The 16,545-nt window shown below is 44.8% G+C and carries 15 protein-coding genes; 12 read left to right on the plus strand and 3 right to left on the minus strand.

Annotation, left to right across the window (positions count from 1 at the left end):
- Positions 1–131: 131 nt before the first annotated feature.
- From ABNP46_RS07515 to wecC, 12 genes are all read left to right on the plus strand, one after another.
- Positions 132–1,115: a glycosyltransferase family 2 protein gene (locus ABNP46_RS07515; RefSeq protein WP_349921780.1), complete on the plus strand. Its 984-nt coding sequence runs from the start codon at positions 132–134 to the stop codon at positions 1,113–1,115.
- Positions 1,112–2,272, plus strand: coding sequence for a UDP-galactopyranose mutase (glf, locus tag ABNP46_RS07520; RefSeq protein WP_349921781.1), 1,161 nt, complete (start codon positions 1,112–1,114; stop codon positions 2,270–2,272). The genes ABNP46_RS07515 and glf overlap by 4 nt, the downstream gene beginning before the upstream one ends.
- 42 nt (positions 2,273–2,314) lie before the next feature.
- Positions 2,315–3,679 (plus strand): glycosyltransferase family 2 protein, encoded by a 1,365-nt coding sequence (locus ABNP46_RS07525; protein WP_349921782.1) that lies wholly within the window; start codon positions 2,315–2,317, stop codon positions 3,677–3,679.
- Positions 3,679–4,845: a glycosyltransferase gene (locus ABNP46_RS07530; RefSeq protein ID WP_349921783.1), complete on the plus strand. Its 1,167-nt coding sequence runs from the start codon at positions 3,679–3,681 to the stop codon at positions 4,843–4,845. The genes ABNP46_RS07525 and ABNP46_RS07530 overlap by 1 nt, the downstream gene beginning before the upstream one ends.
- Before the next feature lie 582 nt (positions 4,846–5,427).
- On the plus strand, positions 5,428–6,429 hold the full coding sequence (locus ABNP46_RS07535) for a TDP-N-acetylfucosamine:lipid II N-acetylfucosaminyltransferase (RefSeq protein ID WP_349921784.1): 1,002 nt from the start codon (positions 5,428–5,430) through the stop codon (positions 6,427–6,429).
- Positions 6,430–6,447: 18 nt separating this feature from the next.
- Positions 6,448–7,137 carry a WbqC family protein gene (locus tag ABNP46_RS07540; RefSeq protein ID WP_349921785.1) on the plus strand — a complete coding sequence of 230 codons (690 nt, stop codon included), beginning with the start codon at positions 6,448–6,450 and terminating at the stop codon, positions 7,135–7,137.
- Between the two features lie 49 nt (positions 7,138–7,186).
- Complete coding sequence (locus ABNP46_RS07545; protein ID WP_349921786.1) at positions 7,187–8,176, plus strand: ATP-grasp domain-containing protein; 990 nt, start codon at positions 7,187–7,189, stop codon at positions 8,174–8,176.
- Positions 8,173–8,862: a metallophosphoesterase family protein gene (locus tag ABNP46_RS07550; RefSeq protein WP_349921787.1), complete on the plus strand. Its 690-nt coding sequence runs from the start codon at positions 8,173–8,175 to the stop codon at positions 8,860–8,862. The genes ABNP46_RS07545 and ABNP46_RS07550 overlap by 4 nt, the downstream gene beginning before the upstream one ends.
- A gap of 1 nt (position 8,863) precedes the next feature.
- Complete coding sequence (locus tag ABNP46_RS07555; protein ID WP_349921788.1) at positions 8,864–9,436, plus strand: hypothetical protein; 573 nt, start codon at positions 8,864–8,866, stop codon at positions 9,434–9,436.
- Entirely contained in the window at positions 9,426–10,121 is a 696-nt protein-coding gene (locus ABNP46_RS07560; RefSeq protein WP_349921789.1) for a class I SAM-dependent methyltransferase, read from the plus strand. Before ABNP46_RS07555 ends, ABNP46_RS07560 begins: the two co-directional genes overlap by 11 nt.
- A gap of 80 nt (positions 10,122–10,201) precedes the next feature.
- Positions 10,202–11,344 (plus strand): dTDP-4-amino-4,6-dideoxygalactose transaminase, encoded by a 1,143-nt coding sequence (gene rffA, locus ABNP46_RS07565; RefSeq protein ID WP_349921790.1) that lies wholly within the window; start codon positions 10,202–10,204, stop codon positions 11,342–11,344.
- A gap of 699 nt (positions 11,345–12,043) precedes the next feature.
- Positions 12,044–13,288, plus strand: coding sequence for a UDP-N-acetyl-D-mannosamine dehydrogenase (wecC, locus tag ABNP46_RS07570; protein WP_349921791.1), 1,245 nt, complete (start codon positions 12,044–12,046; stop codon positions 13,286–13,288).
- 117 nt (positions 13,289–13,405) lie between these two features.
- Here wecC and ABNP46_RS07575 read toward each other — a convergent pair whose 3' ends face one another.
- From ABNP46_RS07575 to pseB, 3 genes are read right to left on the minus strand one after another with little or no spacing between them, the layout of a single operon-like run.
- A complete protein-coding gene (locus ABNP46_RS07575) occupies positions 13,406–14,314 on the minus strand; it encodes a class I SAM-dependent methyltransferase (protein ID WP_349921792.1) in 909 nt (302 codons plus the stop codon).
- Positions 14,315–14,335: 21 nt separating this feature from the next.
- Positions 14,336–15,469: a UDP-4-amino-4,6-dideoxy-N-acetyl-beta-L-altrosamine transaminase gene (gene pseC, locus ABNP46_RS07580; RefSeq protein WP_349921793.1), complete on the minus strand. Its 1,134-nt coding sequence runs from the start codon at positions 15,467–15,469 to the stop codon at positions 14,336–14,338.
- Positions 15,466–16,470, minus strand: a complete 1,005-nt coding sequence (pseB, locus tag ABNP46_RS07585) for a UDP-N-acetylglucosamine 4,6-dehydratase (inverting) (protein ID WP_349921794.1) — start codon at positions 16,468–16,470, stop codon at positions 15,466–15,468. Before pseB ends, pseC begins: the two co-directional genes overlap by 4 nt.
- Between the last annotated feature and the right edge of the window lie 75 nt (positions 16,471–16,545).

The following is a 16,545-nucleotide window of genomic DNA, read 5'->3' on the forward strand; positions in this document are numbered from 1 at the left end:
TAGCTTCAATGGATTAGCTTGTCCAGGCATAGCTTTTGCATTAAATCTGACAGAGAGGGGAAGGGTTGACAGGGGCCGTGCAGTAGCCTTGCCCATTTTTTCTCATCCGCTTCTTTTCTATTCATTTTTCCTTGGATTTACCTATGAAAGTCAGCGTATTGGTGCCCGTCTACAACTTGGCGCGCTTCATCGAACCCTGCCTGCTCAGCCTGCTTGAACAGCAAACTGATTTCGAGTTCGAGGTGATCGCCATCGATGATGGCTCGAGTGATGACTCCTGGTCCATCATGCAGCGGCTGGCACGTCAGTGGCCGGGGCTGCGGGCCCTGCAAAATGAACAGAACATGGGGCTGGCCAGAACCCAGAAGCGGCTGCTTGCCGAAGCGCAAGGGGCTTACCTTGCCTATGTGGATGGAGACGACCTGGCCTTGCCGGGCAAGCTGCAGCGTCAGGTTGACTATCTGGACACACACCCCGGCTGCACGCTTTGTTACCATGAAGCGGAGATGTTTGACGATGAGACCGATGAGCGCATCAAGCTCTTCACCCGCGATTACTACAACGCCCATTACCTCGGACCCGTGATGACGCGGGAGGCGCTGATCCGCTTTGGGGTCTTCGTCAATGCCAGCTCCATCATGTTCCACCGCTATGACGGCATGGCTGATGCCATCGATGAAGGGTGCAAGATCATCCTTGATTACCCCTGGCACATCCTGAATCTCTCCCTCAACCCAGGGACTCTGGATTTCATTCCCGAGCCGCTGGGGCGTTACCGTTTTCATACTCAGAGCTTTGGTGGGCAGACCCGCAAGTCGGCAGAACGCCGTGAGCAGTCGCTGCACGATCTGCTGCGCGCCTGTGACAATGCCGCTATGTTCGATGCTGATCCCGTGATCATTGCCCAGGGACGTGCCCATCACTACTATTCCGCCGCGCTCTATTTTCTGCGCCAGGATGACGTCGTACGCTTCACGCAGCTTATCGAGCAGTCTGCCGCGGAGGTCGCGAAATTGGCGCCGGGTTGGTTCTTCGATGAGCGGCATCAACTGGCATGGACTCATCGGGCCCACCCATCCCAAGTTATGCAACAACTGTTTGGAGAGGCGGCGTGAACTATCAAGCAATCGTTATCGGCGCCGGACTCTCCGGAGCTGTCATGGCTGAGCGAATGGCCAGCCAGCTTGGCTGGAAGGTGCTGGTGCTGGAGCAGCGCGATCATATCGGCGGTAACTGTTTCGACGAGCAGGACGAGCACGGCGTGCTGATCCATCGTTATGGGCCGCACCTCTTCCATACCGACAGCAAGGTGGTGTGGGATTACCTGTCGCAGTTTACCGAATGGTTGCCATACGAACATCGTGTGTTGTCACGTATCGACGGGCAATTGGTGCCTATCCCGTTCAACCTGACCAGCATCGAGCGATGTTTCCCCGCCGATAAAGCCAGCGCCATGATCGAGACCCTTCGCACCCGGTTTGGTGACGGTGCCAGAGTACCGATCCTGGAGCTGCGAAAAGAACAGCATCCCCTGTTGGGTGAGCTGGCCGATTTCATCTATCAGAAAGCCTTCGTCAATTACACCAGCAAACAGTGGGGTGTGGCGCCAGACGAGATTTCTCCCGAGGTGACGGCGCGGGTGCCCGTGGTGGTCAGTCGGGATGATCGCTATTTCACCGATCCCTGGCAGGCGATGCCAGCCGATGGCTATACCGCCATGTTTGAGCGCATGCTTGCTAACCCGCTGATTGAGGTGAGGTTGTCTACTCCCATGGCGCAGCGTGTCAGACTGGACTGGCGGTTGAAGCAGGTTCTCTTGGATGAGGAGCCCTTTGATGGTCCCTTGATATATACCGGTATGCTGGACCAGCTGATGCCTGAAGAGGGGGAAAACCTGCCATATCGTTCGCTACGTTTCGAGCATCGCCATCTGACGCAGGAACAATTTCAACCGGCCACTACCGTCAATTATCCGAATGAAGAAGCCTTCACGCGGATCACCGAGTTCAAGCATTTCAGTGGGCAGGTGCATCCCGGTACCAGCATCGTATACGAATATCCCTGTGACTATCAGCCAAAACAGGGACTTGAGCCTTATTACCCGCTCTTTACAGACACGGCCAAGCAGCATTATCAAGCTTATCGTGATGAGTTAATCCAGTTCCCACAGTTGATTTCCCTGGGTCGCCTCGCTGAATACCGTTATTTTGATATGGATGATGCTGTTGATAATGTATTGAGACGTTTCACTCAAGTGGCGATGACATACTAACTGTTGGCAGTTGATACAAAATATTAGCTAGCGAGTAATGAAATGAAACCAATATGCGTGGTTATTTGCAATTTCAATAAACAAGATTACGTACTCGGAGCCATTGAGTCGGTACTAAAAACAGCAGACCAGTTGGCGGATGTTTTGGTTGTAGACAACGCGTCAACAGATGACTCAGCAGCATTGATTCGTCAGCTCTATCCTAATATTAGGCTTGATGTATTAAAAGAAAACATTGGTGGATCTGGGGGATTTGCTCATGGCATGCATCAAGCACAACAAATGGGGTATCGTTATATTACATTGCTGGATAATGATGCTGTAGTACTACCAAACACCTTAGCTGGGATGATGGATTTACTGGCGAACCACAGCGATATAGGTGTGGTTGGACCAGCAGTATGCAAGATGGATAATCCGGAGGTCGTACAGGAGGTTGGTGCTAACGTTTCTTTGAAGGATGCTACTTTTAGTTTTCACCTTAATTTTGCAGGTGAATCTTATGCTTCGATAGCAATGGAACTGGTAGATTGTGATTATGTGCCCGCTTGTTGCCTGATGACAAAGGCGGAAATTATCCAACAGATTGGGGGATTTGATGAGGATTTTTTCCTTTATTGGGATGACATCGATTGGTGTGTTCGAGTCAAAGATGCCGGTTGGCGTGTAGTCGCACAACCACGACTACAGGCTTTGCACAAGGGAGGTGGGGCCAATGCAACGAATACATTGCCTCGCTACTACTACTGGCGTAACAAACTACGCTTCTTCGCAAAACATCCCGTTCGTTACCCTCCGCATCAGGTTCAGCACTATGTACAACGTAGCTTGGCGAGAAGTATCACTTTCCAGCATTTGAACGCTATGGACGAATTGCTTGTTGCCATGCAACGTGGGTTACAAGATGCCGCTACCGGCATCGGTGGGCGTTATCAGGGCGGAGCCTTTCCGGATCGCGGTAGTGGCAAGAAAAAGCTGCTTCACACGATGATACCGCCCGGGGTTTATTTGTTAGATACACGCGCCGTGGCAAACGCTGATATGTCCGCAGCAAGAAAGCACAATAGCCTGTGCCGTTTCATCGTCAGTTGTGGCCAATTTAGTGTAGATAGTCACAGTTTTATGCTAGATCCGGCATTGTATGAGGCCTTGTCGAAGAGCATTCGAGAGTGGCCAGAATGCGTCACTACAGTCCCACTGTCTGAGTTGCCCAATGTAACCCATCTGGTCGTGGTTCCTCACCTGTTTGATATTACTTCAACCGAGGTAGCACATGATGAGCTGCTAACCGACCTGTTCTGGAATTTGTTACCACAGACTGTCGACGGGGCGACTGCCTTGAAGATGGCCACAGTGTTGGAGTCGTCGCGTCAGTCAGTCGATGCATTTTTTGCTGTGGAGGCATGATGAATACAATAGGGTTATACGGGTCCATACTGACGGTTTATAACGTGAACCTTAAAACGCGTGGTCACATGGGTGTTATGCGAAAAGTGTTGGCTCAGGCACAGGGATTTAGTCTGAACCACAAACAGGTTCATATGGTCTGTGGTGATGGCCCTAACATTGTGCGACTGGTGTTCGAAGAGGGTCGAGAAGTTCAGCGCGAGATCATCACTGCAACTGTGGTGCCTGGAGATTTCTTTGTACATGTCGCGGTATGGATTGCTGGGCAACAGGCGATGGCACGCTCGTTCGAATGGGCCTACGTCCGCTATAACCCGATGCATAACGACGAGTTAGTGCAATTGGCTCGCCAATTACGTGATGTGGAAGTTCCCTTGTTCATCGAGATGTACACACTGGAATATCAGAATGAATTGCCAGCACTAGTGGCCAAGGCGGATCAGGCATTTTTTCTGCAACTGGCACCGCTTGTGGCTGGATTCTTTACCCCCAGTCAAGTGGCGGAGAGATCCACCTTGCAAGGCAGACCCATTCGCAAGATGGGTAACGGGGCGACCTGGATTGAACCTCAAGCGCCAGAGCCCAAGCTGGATATCCGCAAAGCTTTCCATCTGTTGGGGGTTGGCTATCTAGCACGCTGGCATGGGTATGACCGTCTGTTCCCACTGATACCTGACTTCGTTAAAGCCTACCCGAATGTCGATCTGCGATTGTTCCTTGTGGGTCAGGGGCCGGCATCCGAACAATTAGCGCAACAGGCTCAGGAATTGGGTGTTGCCGACTATGTGACATTTACCGGTGCACTGGATCCGCAGTGTCTAGCCAATCGTTATTCTGGTGTGCATTTGGGCATCGGGACCTTAGGTTGCCATCGTACCGGAATTACTTATGCAGAAGCGCTAAAACATCGTGAATTCATGTTTTATGGTCTGCCATTTATTTACAGTCTTCAGGACAGTTTTAGTGATGACCAACTGGAAGGTGTCTGGCGCCAGCCAACTGATGAAAGTCCAATAAATCTTATTACCATTTATGAGAAATATCTAGATCTGCCTCAAGTGGATTTATTTTATGGATTGATGAAATATGCCAAGTCTCATTTTACTTGGCAGATGAAAACTAAAAATATCATGACTGAAATTCAGAAACAGTTGAGAGTAAGTTAATTAATAGAAATACACCCATCAAGCTAAACTGTTTAGTTATATAAACCGTCCTAATGATATAGGTGAAATTGGTCAGATTGTTTACATTCAAGAGTAACTGTGCCCGCTCACCATTGAGTCTGAATATCAGGATGATAGATTAGTCGCTGCCAAATTATTTCCATTCTATGAGACCTAATGAATCAGGGGCCTGAAGGACTAGGTTGATAATGAATATATAGTCTGGTGGAGATGACACATAATTATCAGCACCAAGTTTTACCGACATACCTTCCTATCTTGATGGAATGTTTTGTGCCGTGTTATACTATTACCATAAAAATGAGAAATATTACTTCTCAAGTAAAATAAAGGTACTTTTTGCCGATGATTTTTTCCAGATACACTGGGTCCACAAGCGCTTTCTTGATTTATTGATAAGGACTGTTTAGTCGGTTGTATTGGATCTTTTAAAGAGTAAATGTATTACTTTTTTATATACAGCTAGTCGATGGATATAATATTTTAATTTCATATATGGAAAGTTATTTCATTAGTGTGAAATCCTCAGGCTGTTAGAGGTAAGGGGTAGTAAGGACTTTTATGATTGTACATGTCATGATCATTGAGAAGTTTATGCCATCATTTATTGACTTCATGATGAAACATTTTGATGTAGGGCCGCATCGTTTTTTATTTATTACTAGCCCTAAATATCAATATGGCTTGCAGCCTCACCACCCAGTAGAGTTTTTGTATCGAGATGAAGATTTTTTAACTTTGGAGAGTTATTTCGATGTGGCAGAAAAAATAATTTTACATGGCCTCTGGCGTGATAAAGTAAATGACATTCTTTTAAAAAATAAAAGCTGGCTAGATAAGTCATTTTGGGTGATGTGGGGAGGAGATTTTTATCATAAAAACCAGTATAAGCCATCACAGTTAGAGGTAATAAAAAGAATCGGGTACTTGATTACCTTTATGAAAGAAGATGTGGATTGGGTTCGGTGGAACTATCAATCAATTGGCCAACATATGGAGTGTTTTTCTTACCCTAGTAATATATGCAAGTATGGTTCACATAAGAAAGCCGCTGACGTGAGTCGGAAAAATATTATGGTGGGGCATTCTGGCGTTGAAGATAATATTCATATTGAGATATTTGATTTACTAAATGAGCGCTTACCTTACAGCATAAATGTCTGGTGTCCCCTATCATATCCTTTGATGAATAGCTATATTACTAATGTAGTTAATGTCGGTTCTAAAATGTTTGGTGAGCGTTTTACTCCGCTGGTCTCATGGATGAATGAACATGAATATTACAGCTTCCTTGATTCGATTGATGTAGCTATATTACCATCTTGGCGGCAGCATGCCATAGGCAATATTATCAATTTACTAGGGCGAGGAATACATGTGTATATAAATGAACAGACGACTTCATGGCGGTTTTTTAAACGTCTGGGGTTACATGTTGATTCTTACAGCCATATTAATGGGCTGTGTGCCAATTATCAAAATACTTCAAATATTGAACTGGTTAACCATATATTCTCTGAGCAGAGATTGATTAATGACTGGCAGGCTATTTTTAATAGTTGATCTAGCTGAGAGGGCGGAATGCGCGTTGCGATTTTACAATCAAATTATATTCCTTGGAAGGGATACTTTGATATAGTTTCTAAAGTTGATAGATTTATTTTTCATGATGATATTCAATATACTAAAAATGACTGGCGAAATAGAAATAAAATTAAGTCGCACTCAGGCGTAGTTTGGCTTACTGTTCCGTGTGGTACAGATGAAAAGAGACTAATTTGTGATGTCGCCCTTGTCGATTCTTCGTGGCAAAAAAAACACTGGGATGCCCTGTATAAATCGTATGCCAAATCACCTTATTTCTCATACTATCGAGATTTCTTTGAGGAGATATATCTTAACAATAAGTGGCATAATTTGAGTGACATGAATCAACATATTATAAAAAGCATAAGCACAGAGATATTGGGAATCAATGTGATTTTTGAAGACTCACGAGATTACCATTTGAATAATAAGAAAGGTGCTCGTGTTATCGAGTTGCTTAATAAAGTAGGTGCAACGGAATATTTATCTGGGCCAGCCGCCAAAGATTATCTTGATACGAACGAGTTCATCGCTTCAGAAATAAAGTTAGAATGGATGAGTTATGACCATTACCCAGAGTATCCACAGTTGTTTCCGCCATTTTGTCATTATGTGACTATATTAGACTTGTTATTTAATGTTGGGCGTGATTTTAAACATTACATGATGCTAGACAATAAATAAGAATTTATTTTCAGTCATGTGAATAAAGTTAGCCGTTAGAGGATTTAGTATGAATATTACTAATAAAGTAAATGTCATGGTCATGGCTGTTGGCTCTCCACTAGGTCAAAGTATTCTAAAGGCGGTCAGAGCAAGCCCATATGTTGATAATATCTATGCCACAGATATAAGTGTACTTGCGGCTGGATTACATTTCGAAAATGTGCATCCGGTGATTCTTCCATTGGTCAAAGAGAATAGTTATTTTGATGAGTTAACCAGTTTCGTGGAAAAATATGATATCAAAGTTATTTTTCCAACTATTGCTGTGGAGCACGAATTCTTTGCAAAATATACTACCTACTTTCATGAACGAAGAATTCATATTGTGAGTTGTGAAGCATCAGTATTTGAAATATGTAACGATAAATATGAGTCAATGCAATATCTCAGGCGGAATAATATAGCTGCACCATCTACAATATTGGGCTGTGAACACGACGCGATTGAAGAGTTCATTAAAAGGTATGGGTTCCCTGTTGTAATAAAGCCAAGAAATGGAGCTTCAAGCAATGATGTTTTTATTATTAAAAACAAAGCCCGATTATTAGCGCTGCTTGGTGCGTATCCTGAAGATTACTTTGTTGTGCAGGAATATCTTGAAGATCCAAAAGACTATACGGCCGGTGTATATGTCTCATCTTCAGCTGATTTCAATGACGTCATTATTTTTGAGCGAGATTTGAAGTTTGGCCTATCATATAGCGGTAAAATCATAATAGATGAAGGTATTAAAAAATACTGTCTGTCAATTGCCAATGCTCTGAAATCGACGTACTCTATTAATATTCAGTTCAAAATGATGGCGGGCCAACCATATTGTTATGAAATAAATCCACGTCTATCAAGCACAACTAGTGTGCGTGCACATTTCGGTTTCAATGAACCTGATATGATAATTCGAGAAATAATTGGTATCAATCCGCTTCGCGATCAGCAACCTGCGCAAGTGGGTAAATTTATGCGTTACTGGGAAGAAATATATCAGGAGGAGAATTGATTATTGGTATGTTTTCGGATTTGCATTCCAATCTTCCTGCATTAGAATCCATGGTTGAGAAGTTTGGTAGCAAAATAGATATTTGGTTATCTGCTGGTGACTCGGTGGGAATATTTCCACAAGTTAACGAGACATTAAATCTACTGCAGCGTATGAATGTTCACATGGTTTGTGGTGATCATGAAAAGCTACTTCTTTCCGGCGAAGACATGGTCTGGAGTTATACTGGTAATCAGGCGCTTCAGGAACAAAGGGAGTCAATAACTAAAGAAAATCTTTATTATTTATCTTCACTTCCTGAAAAGCTTGATTTAAAAATCGATGGTTTAAATATACGACTGATTCATGATGTGACTGGCGTCATTCGCACTGGGAAAGAAAAGAATATTATCAACTCACAACAATTGAATGTTCTACACCCTGGTGTTGATTATCTGCTAGCTGGCCACACACATATGGCTACAATGCTTTACACTGACACTCTAATATATTTGAATCCCGGTTCATCGGGTTTTCCTAAAGATCTTAGACATCAAACTGGAATGCTAATGCTAGACACCTCGTCGGGTTTTCATGAGTTTATAACATTTGATTTTGATCGAGATAGATTGAGGAAAGCAATAATAGATAAGAATTATAACCCTAAGCTTCTTCATTATCTAGATAATAACTTCAGGTGGATTTGATATGTATATAGTGGGAGCCAGTACCTTAGGGGAGATAGCTTGTTCTGTTCTCAAGCGGGGAGGTGGGAGGCTGGATGGTTTTTTCGATGATTATTATACTGATGTTGAATTCTGTGGTGCCCCAGTAGTAGGGAAACTTGAGAAAATATTCAAGATGGATGCAGTACAGCAAGCAGGAGTTTTTGTTGCAATAGGAGATAATTCAAATCGTCGTCTAATAAGTGAACGTATTATTGCCGCAGGGATTCCATTAATGAATATCCTAGATCCTACCGCTGTTTTGGAAGATGGCATGATTTTAGGTTCTGGGAATATTATTATGTCGCATACATATCTTGGTGTTAAAACAATTATGGGGAACGGTAATGTCGTTTTCCCAGGGGTTTCTATTACCCACCATAACAAAGTCGGTTGTTATAATTTTTTCAGTCCGAATGCCTCAGTAGGGGGTTACACCGAGATAGCTGACGAATGTAAAATAGGTATGAATTGTTGTATTTTACCTTACAATAAAATTTCCAGTCACGCTCATTCTCTTCCTTGTTCGGTATTGGGTGAAATAAATGATAAATGAATGGAATGAAAGTGTTTTTCCAGTACAGGACCGTCTAGATACTATATCAAAGTATCAGTGTGATTATGAATTATATGGATACTCGCCACGCTCTTTGGGATGGGATAAAGGTAAACAGGATATCCGATTTTATATTCTCACTCATTTTTTTTCTCTGAAAGGAAAACGAATTCTTGATATAGGATGTGGGTTTGGCGACATTAATAAATGTTTACAGGAACAATACGGGGATGATTATGTTTATCTGGGTATAGATCTTGTTGAGTCATTCATTCGAGAAGCTCGGGCTAGATATTCCTCTGATAAAGTATCTTTTAGGTGCTGTGATTTTATTTCTGATTGGCATTCATTAGGTGAGTTTGATGTGATTCTTGCCTCTGGTATTTTTAATCATAAATTTACTAAAGCTGATAACAAACGCTTTATTTTCGAGGTTATTAAGAAGTCACTTGCGTTAGCCGCAGAAGGCGTCGCCTTTGATTTTCTATCGGACAAAGTGGACTTTATGCATACTCATACATATCATAGCAGCCCCGAAGAGGTTTTATCTCTTGGCTATAGTCTGACTAGAAATGTAGTATTGCGTAATGACTATTTTCCATTCGAATTTGCTATTCGATTATTGAAAGATGATAGTTTTTCGGTTGATGATACAACCTTTAACTCATGGAAAGAGATAAAATAAAGGGCTCTTATTTATCCCCGCATTCGTTTTATAGGTAATCATGTGGGTGGCAAATATAATAAATGTTGAGGGATGCACCCATGTCATATCTAATTCCATTTAATAAACCTTACCTGCACGGGCGTGAGTTGGTTTATATTTCTTCATCTGTTGCAAGTGGTAAGATTTCTGGTGATGGTGTATTTACTCATAAATGTCATGACTTTATTAAAAATAGATACAACTTTAATAAGGTACTGCTGACAACTTCCTGTACCGATGCTTTGGAAATGGCGGCAATTTTGCTCAATATCCAGGCGGGTGATGAAGTTATTGCCCCTAGCTATACCTTCGTCTCGACCGTTAATGCATTTGTTTTGCGTGGTGCAAGGATTATTTTTGCTGATTCCTACCCTAATCATCCAAACATTGACCCTAAACAGATTGCCGAGCTTATTACTCCACGAACACGTGCCATTGTAGTTGTTCACTATGCAGGGGTAGCCTGTGATATGGATTCGATTATGCTCCTGGCTGAGAAATATGATATTCCTGTTGTTGAAGATGCGGCCCAGGCTATCGATGCATTCTATAAATCCCGCCCTCTAGGTAGCATCGGATGTTTGTCAACATTCTCATTCCATGAGACAAAAAATATAATTTCAGGTGAAGGTGGTTTGCTAGTTATAAATGATAAACAATATGCAGCACGAGCAGAAATAATCCGAGAGAAAGGGACAAACCGCAGTTCATTCTTTCGCGGTGAAGTCGATAAATATGGATGGGTTGATATTGGGTCCTCATTTCTGCCATCGGATATCATTGCTGCTTATTTGTATGCACAGCTGGAGCAGCTGGAAGAGATACAAAAGCGTAGGCTGGAAATATGGCATCGCTACTTTCAGGCATTAACCCCAGTGGCCGATAAATACGGGTTCAAGCTACCATTTATTCCTGATTATGCCACCAACAATGCTCATATGTTTTATCTGGATTGTGCTAGTCTTCATCAACGTAGTCAGCTGATACAGCATCTGGATTTAGCTGGAATTAAAGCAGTGTTCCATTATCAATCTTTGCATTGCAGCCCCTATTTTCAGGAACTACATGATGGTCGTTTGCTGCCGAATGCTGATCATTTTACCGATTCGGTCGTCCGTTTGCCGATGTATTTCGATTTGTCTAATGATGAGGTTGATTTTATTTGTGAGCAGGTAGTTATCTGTCTTAGCCAAAATAGCTAAATAACTGGCCTACTGATACAGTTGGATATAAAGTATATGTAGGCTTAGCTGGAACATTCTAGGGTACCTCCACCGTTTTATGATTGCTATTAGCATAGGGGGATCAGCTGATATGGCTTGTTGCTATGGTTATTGAGCTATGATTGGGTGCAACGAATTGGTCAGTTATTTCCTATCGATTATACAGGTATGAGCTATCAACTTCTTCGAGGTTCACCCATATCGTCGATACGGCTATGCTGATTGTGTTCACAACATTTGTTAAAAGCATCATGATGGTTTCTGCTTCAAGGTATTCAGCCGTAATTCGGACGTTGAGATTGCTGTCTGTTCCAACTGCCAGCATAGGTATATGTTGAATTTAATGTTCGTTCTACTATATGTCTACCTGTGTTTTATTTTTAAGTTATGACGCATGGTCAGGGATTAAATAAATTTAAAGTAGTATTTGTTACTGGTTTAAAATAATGAAATTTAAGTCGCCCAGGTTCTGGTCTATGATGATACTATTTCTTTCTTTTTCAAGAAACTATCTATCTACTACCGTTCCAACTCTTATAGTGATAGGGGAAATCAGGGAGCGGATTGTTGCCACCGTATTGACAGGAAGTCGATGGCATAACTGAGACCGCCGCTTCTTCGATGTTTTACATAATCGCAGGATGTTAGCCGCGCAGACTTGTACGGAGCTGTAGTAATATGAAATTCGACAGAATATCTATTATCGGACTGGGATATATTGGACTGCCTACAGCGGCAGTGATTGCCAGTAACGGTATTCGCGTCTTTGGTTTTGATATCAACCATGGTACTGTTAATACCATTAACAATGGGAAAATCCACATTGTTGAACCTGGACTTGAAGAATTGGTTCGCCGCGCCGTTGATGATGGTTACTTAACCGCACATACGATACCGCAGCAGGCCGATGTATTCCTTGTCGCTGTACCTACGCCATTTCAAGGGGAGAACAAGGAGCCGGATCTAAGCTTTATCCAACAGGCCGCAATCAGCTTGGCACCATGCCTTAAGCCAGGTAATCTGGTGATTTTAGAGTCCACGTCACCAGTTGGCACGACTGAGAAGATGGCTAATTGGCTATCCGAGGCTCGTCCTGACCTGACATTTCCTCACACGGCAAAAGCGGGGGTTTGTTCGGATGTGAAGGTGGCGTATTGTCCTGAGCGGGTATTACCCGGTCATGTTGTTCGTGAGCTGGTAGACAATGACCGGATTATTGGTGGGTTGGATACAGCTAGCACCGAAGCGGCGATGGTGTTCTATCGACTATTTGTTAAAAATGGTGAATGTATAGCTACGACGGCGCGCACTGCTGAGATGAGTAAACTGGCAGAAAACTCTTTCCGGGATGTCAACATTGCGTTTGCCAATGAGTTATCCTTTATTTGCGACCGTCAGGGGATTGATGTATGGGAGTTAATCTCTCTAGCAAACCGTCATCCAAGAGTTAATATATTGCAGCCAGGGTGTGGGGTTGGGGGTCATTGCATCGCGGTGGATCCTTGGTTTATTGTAAATCAGAATCCAGAACAGGCCAAAATTATTAAACAAGCAAGGTTAGTTAATGATTACAAACCATTATATGTCGTAGAGAAAATTGAGGGCGTGTTATCTGAGATGTCGAGTCGGAAGATTGCCTGCTTAGGTTTGTCATTTAAGCCCAATGTTGATGATCTGCGTGAAAGCCCTGCACTGAATATTACACGTATTTTGGCCGGAGCCCCTCAGAATGAAATACTAGTCGTAGAACCATATATTTCTGCTTTGCCTCATGAGTTTTCTGATTTGGAAAATGTGCAACTGATGACATTGACGGATGCGCTAGAAAAGGCAGATATAGTCGTACAATTAGTGAACCACCGCCAATTTTCAGGTGTTTCTACAGCATGTGGACAACATGTCAGGTATATTAAGTTCTGTTGATCTGCAAGTATAATAGCAAGCATCTGGTTGCTATTTATATCACTGATATGTATATATCTTAAAGCCTTGATAGTTTTATTTTTATCAAGGCTTTCATTTACTTTGCATGAATAAAAATCAAATGTTCTTAACCAGTGCAAAACTCAAACATTCGGAAATATCCATCGTTAGATAAAGCACTCGGTAATCATATTCCACACAAAATTCATGTACTGCTTCGATGACTCCATAGCGGTATTGAGAGCACCAGTTGCCTTGTATGTAGTCGTGGCCAGCGATAATCCCAGTTGATTTTACTTTTCTCGCACAGGCTCTGAGCTCGTCCCGGGTTAATTCATAACTGTGGGTCGTGTCTATATATACCCAGTCAAAGGTTCGATCCGGGAAACTATCCAGTGCCTCTAGCGAGGGTTTGCGGTGAATCATCACCTCGCCGTGCTGTTGTTGCTGCTGAAAGTGGCTGTTAACACTTAGGTACAGCGCTTCGCCGTAACGCTCTGAGCCCCATATATCAATCAGATGCAGTTTGCTGGGGTGGCATATCTCATATATCTGGCGGCTAAAAGCTCCTGCAGCTACGCCCAGCTCTGCAACAACCCCGTGTTTAGGCAATTGCGCCAGCAGCGACGATCTATCGGTCAATAGGGTTGCACCTTCGATATGTTGTTGCAATAAAGGAGTTTTTGGCTGCATCGCTTCGCGTTTGGCACGCACTGCTTGCAGGGTACTTTCATATTCACGGCTGGTCTGCATGACCACCTCGTCAAACGCTTCTACGGGAATCCCCGGTTCTATGCCATAACTGGCCAGCGTCTGGTTTATCTCGTGAACAAAACAGCTTGCGATGACAATTCGGTCGAATTGGATCCCTGCAAGTTGACTGGGGTGATAAATCGGTCTGTTCATCCAGCGTGAACCCTGTTTGGCCGGGTCACTATCAACAAAACCTAACAGGGTATGGTTCAATGCCAGGGCTGGTAAGAAGTGCAGCGCTTGGGTTGAGGTTCCATAAATGAGAATATGCATAAAGTATCCCGGGGATCGATTTCAGACTGTTGATATCAAATAGGCGTGGATGAGGTCTTGCTGGACAGCGTTCAAAGTTGGAAACAGCGGCAGTGTGATGGCTCCGGCGTAGAACTGTTCAGTATGTGGGTGGGGCATCAGGGCCCTTTTTTGATACCAAGGCTGTTTATAAATCGGCATATAGTGCACGTTGGCACCAATGCCTTTTTCTCGGAGTCTCTGGAACGTTACTGTACGTTGCTCGGGGGACACATGATGAACATAGAGATGGAAAGCGCTGCGTCGTTCTGCACTGAAATAACGGGGCAGACGTTCGGGGGCCAATGTTTCGAAGTAACGATGGGCAATTTCGCTACGCTTGGCGATCCAGCCTTCCAGATTCGCCATCTGGCTCAATCCCAGCGCAGCCTGGATATCCGTCATCCGGTAGTTGAAGCCCAGCATCTGCTGTTCGTAATACCAGGGACCGTCCGGCTCATTGATGAAGTCGGCCGGATCCCGGGTGATGCCATGGCTGCGCAGCAGGCTCATGGTTTTGGCCAGGGCGGGGTCGTTGGTCATCGCCATCCCACCCTCACCGGTCGTGATGATCTTCACCGGGTGGAAGCTGAAGACGGTGATGTCACTGTAGCGGCCATTGCCGGTGGGTTCGTCATGGTAGCGGGCGCCGAGAGCATGACAGGCATCCTCGATTATCTTAAAGCCGTACTCTTGTCCAAGGCGGCGGATCTCTTGCATGTCGCAGGGCAGGCCCGCGAAGTGTACCGGGATGACCACCTTGGGCAGACATCCTTGCGCCTTGGCGGCTACCAGCTTGCGCTCCAGCTCCATGGCGCACATATTGCCGGTGTCGGGCTCGATGTCGACGAAGTCGACCTGTGCTCCGCAATAGAGTGCGCAGTTGGCAGAGGCGACAAAGCTGATGGGGGAGGTCCAGACCCAGTCCCCAGGCCCCACACCCAGCGCTAGACAAGCGATATGCAGAGCGGCAGTACCTGAGTTGACGGCCACGCCGAAGCGGGCGCCACAATAATCGGCGACCGCCTGCTCGAAGCGGGGAACCACCGGGCCTTGGGTCAGAAAATTGGATCTCAATACCTCGACGACGGCTTCGATATCCGTCTCGCTGATAGACTGTCTCCCGTACGGAATCATGCCACCACCATCTTGTCGTTCAATGCTTTGAGTTGTTCAATGGTCAGAAAATCGCCGTTGTTGCGAGAGTTATACTCGAATCCTTGCTCAACCAAGTTTCCAGCTTCATTCGTCGCGGTGACGGAAAAGTCGTTGTTGCGGTTATTGAAATTGATGGTGGGACCGATGATGAAGAAGTCGTCAAACTCGAAGGTGTGATAGGAGTCATCTGCGGGACACATCACTTCATGCAGTTTTTCACCAGGCCGAATACCGATGATTTCCTGCTTTAGCTGGGGAGCCATGGCGGTAGCGAGGTCAGTGATCCGGACCGAAGGCAGTTTGGGGACGAAGATCTCCCCCCCTTTCATGCGTGAGAAGTTGTTGATCACGAAATCAACCCCCTGCTGCAGGGTGATCCAGAATCGGGTCATCTCGGAGTGGGTGATGGGGAGTGCCGTTGCTCCCTGATTAATTCTCTTCTGGAAGAAGGGTACGACCGAACCACGGGAGCCTACCACATTGCCATAACGCACCACCGCGAAGCGGGTGGGATCCTGGCCTGCGATGTTGTTGGCGGCTACAAACAGCTTGTCGGAAGCGAGTTTGGTCGCGCCGTAGAGGTTGATGGGGTTGGCGGCCTTGTCGGTGGAGAGGGCGATGACCTTCTTGACCTGATTGAGCAGCGCGGCCTGAATGACATTCTCGGCCCCGTGGATGTTGGTCTTGATGCATTCCATGGGGTTGTATTCGGCGGCGGGCACCTGCTTGAGGGCTGCCGCGTGGACCACATAATCGACCCCGCGCATTGCCATGGTCAACCGGTTGGCATCCCGCACATCCCCGATGAAGTAGCGCATGCAGGGGGCATTGTACTCTTGCTGCATTTCAAACTGTTTGAGCTCATCGCGTGAGTAAACGATCAGGCGACGGGGCTGATAGCGCTCCAGTATGGTCTGGATAAAGAGCTTGCCGAAAGAGCCTGTGCCACCGGTGATCAGGATCGTTTTCTCATTGAACATAGTGAGCATCTCATTAAAAACAGTGATGAATCATATACTAACAAATAAGGCGCGAGTTTCTTGCAAGAAGAATGT

This window comes from Aeromonas veronii (assembly GCF_040215105.1).
Taxonomy (GTDB): domain Bacteria; phylum Pseudomonadota; class Gammaproteobacteria; order Enterobacterales; family Aeromonadaceae; genus Aeromonas; species Aeromonas veronii_G.

Bases quoted from the DNA above. Each gene is read 5' to 3' on its own strand.
- ABNP46_RS07545 (WP_349921786.1), top strand. From the start codon at position 7,187: ATGAATATTACTAATAAAGTAAATGTCATGGTCATGGCTGTTGGCTCT.
- rffA (WP_349921790.1), top strand. From the start codon at position 10,202: ATGTCATATCTAATTCCATTTAATAAACCTTACCTGCACGGGCGTGAG.
- ABNP46_RS07555 (WP_349921788.1), top strand. From the start codon at position 8,864: ATGTATATAGTGGGAGCCAGTACCTTAGGGGAGATAGCTTGTTCTGTT.
- pseB (WP_349921794.1), bottom strand. From the start codon at position 16,470: ATGTTCAATGAGAAAACGATCCTGATCACCGGTGGCACAGGCTCTTTC.
- ABNP46_RS07540 (WP_349921785.1), top strand. From the start codon at position 6,448: ATGCGCGTTGCGATTTTACAATCAAATTATATTCCTTGGAAGGGATAC.
- ABNP46_RS07525 (WP_349921782.1), top strand. From the start codon at position 2,315: ATGAAACCAATATGCGTGGTTATTTGCAATTTCAATAAACAAGATTAC.
- ABNP46_RS07530 (WP_349921783.1), top strand. From the start codon at position 3,679: ATGAATACAATAGGGTTATACGGGTCCATACTGACGGTTTATAACGTG.
- ABNP46_RS07535 (WP_349921784.1), top strand. From the start codon at position 5,428: ATGATTGTACATGTCATGATCATTGAGAAGTTTATGCCATCATTTATT.
- ABNP46_RS07560 (WP_349921789.1), top strand. From the start codon at position 9,426: ATGATAAATGAATGGAATGAAAGTGTTTTTCCAGTACAGGACCGTCTA.
- pseC (WP_349921793.1), bottom strand. From the start codon at position 15,469: ATGATTCCGTACGGGAGACAGTCTATCAGCGAGACGGATATCGAAGCC.
- wecC (WP_349921791.1), top strand. From the start codon at position 12,044: ATGAAATTCGACAGAATATCTATTATCGGACTGGGATATATTGGACTG.
- ABNP46_RS07575 (WP_349921792.1), bottom strand. From the start codon at position 14,314: ATGCATATTCTCATTTATGGAACCTCAACCCAAGCGCTGCACTTCTTA.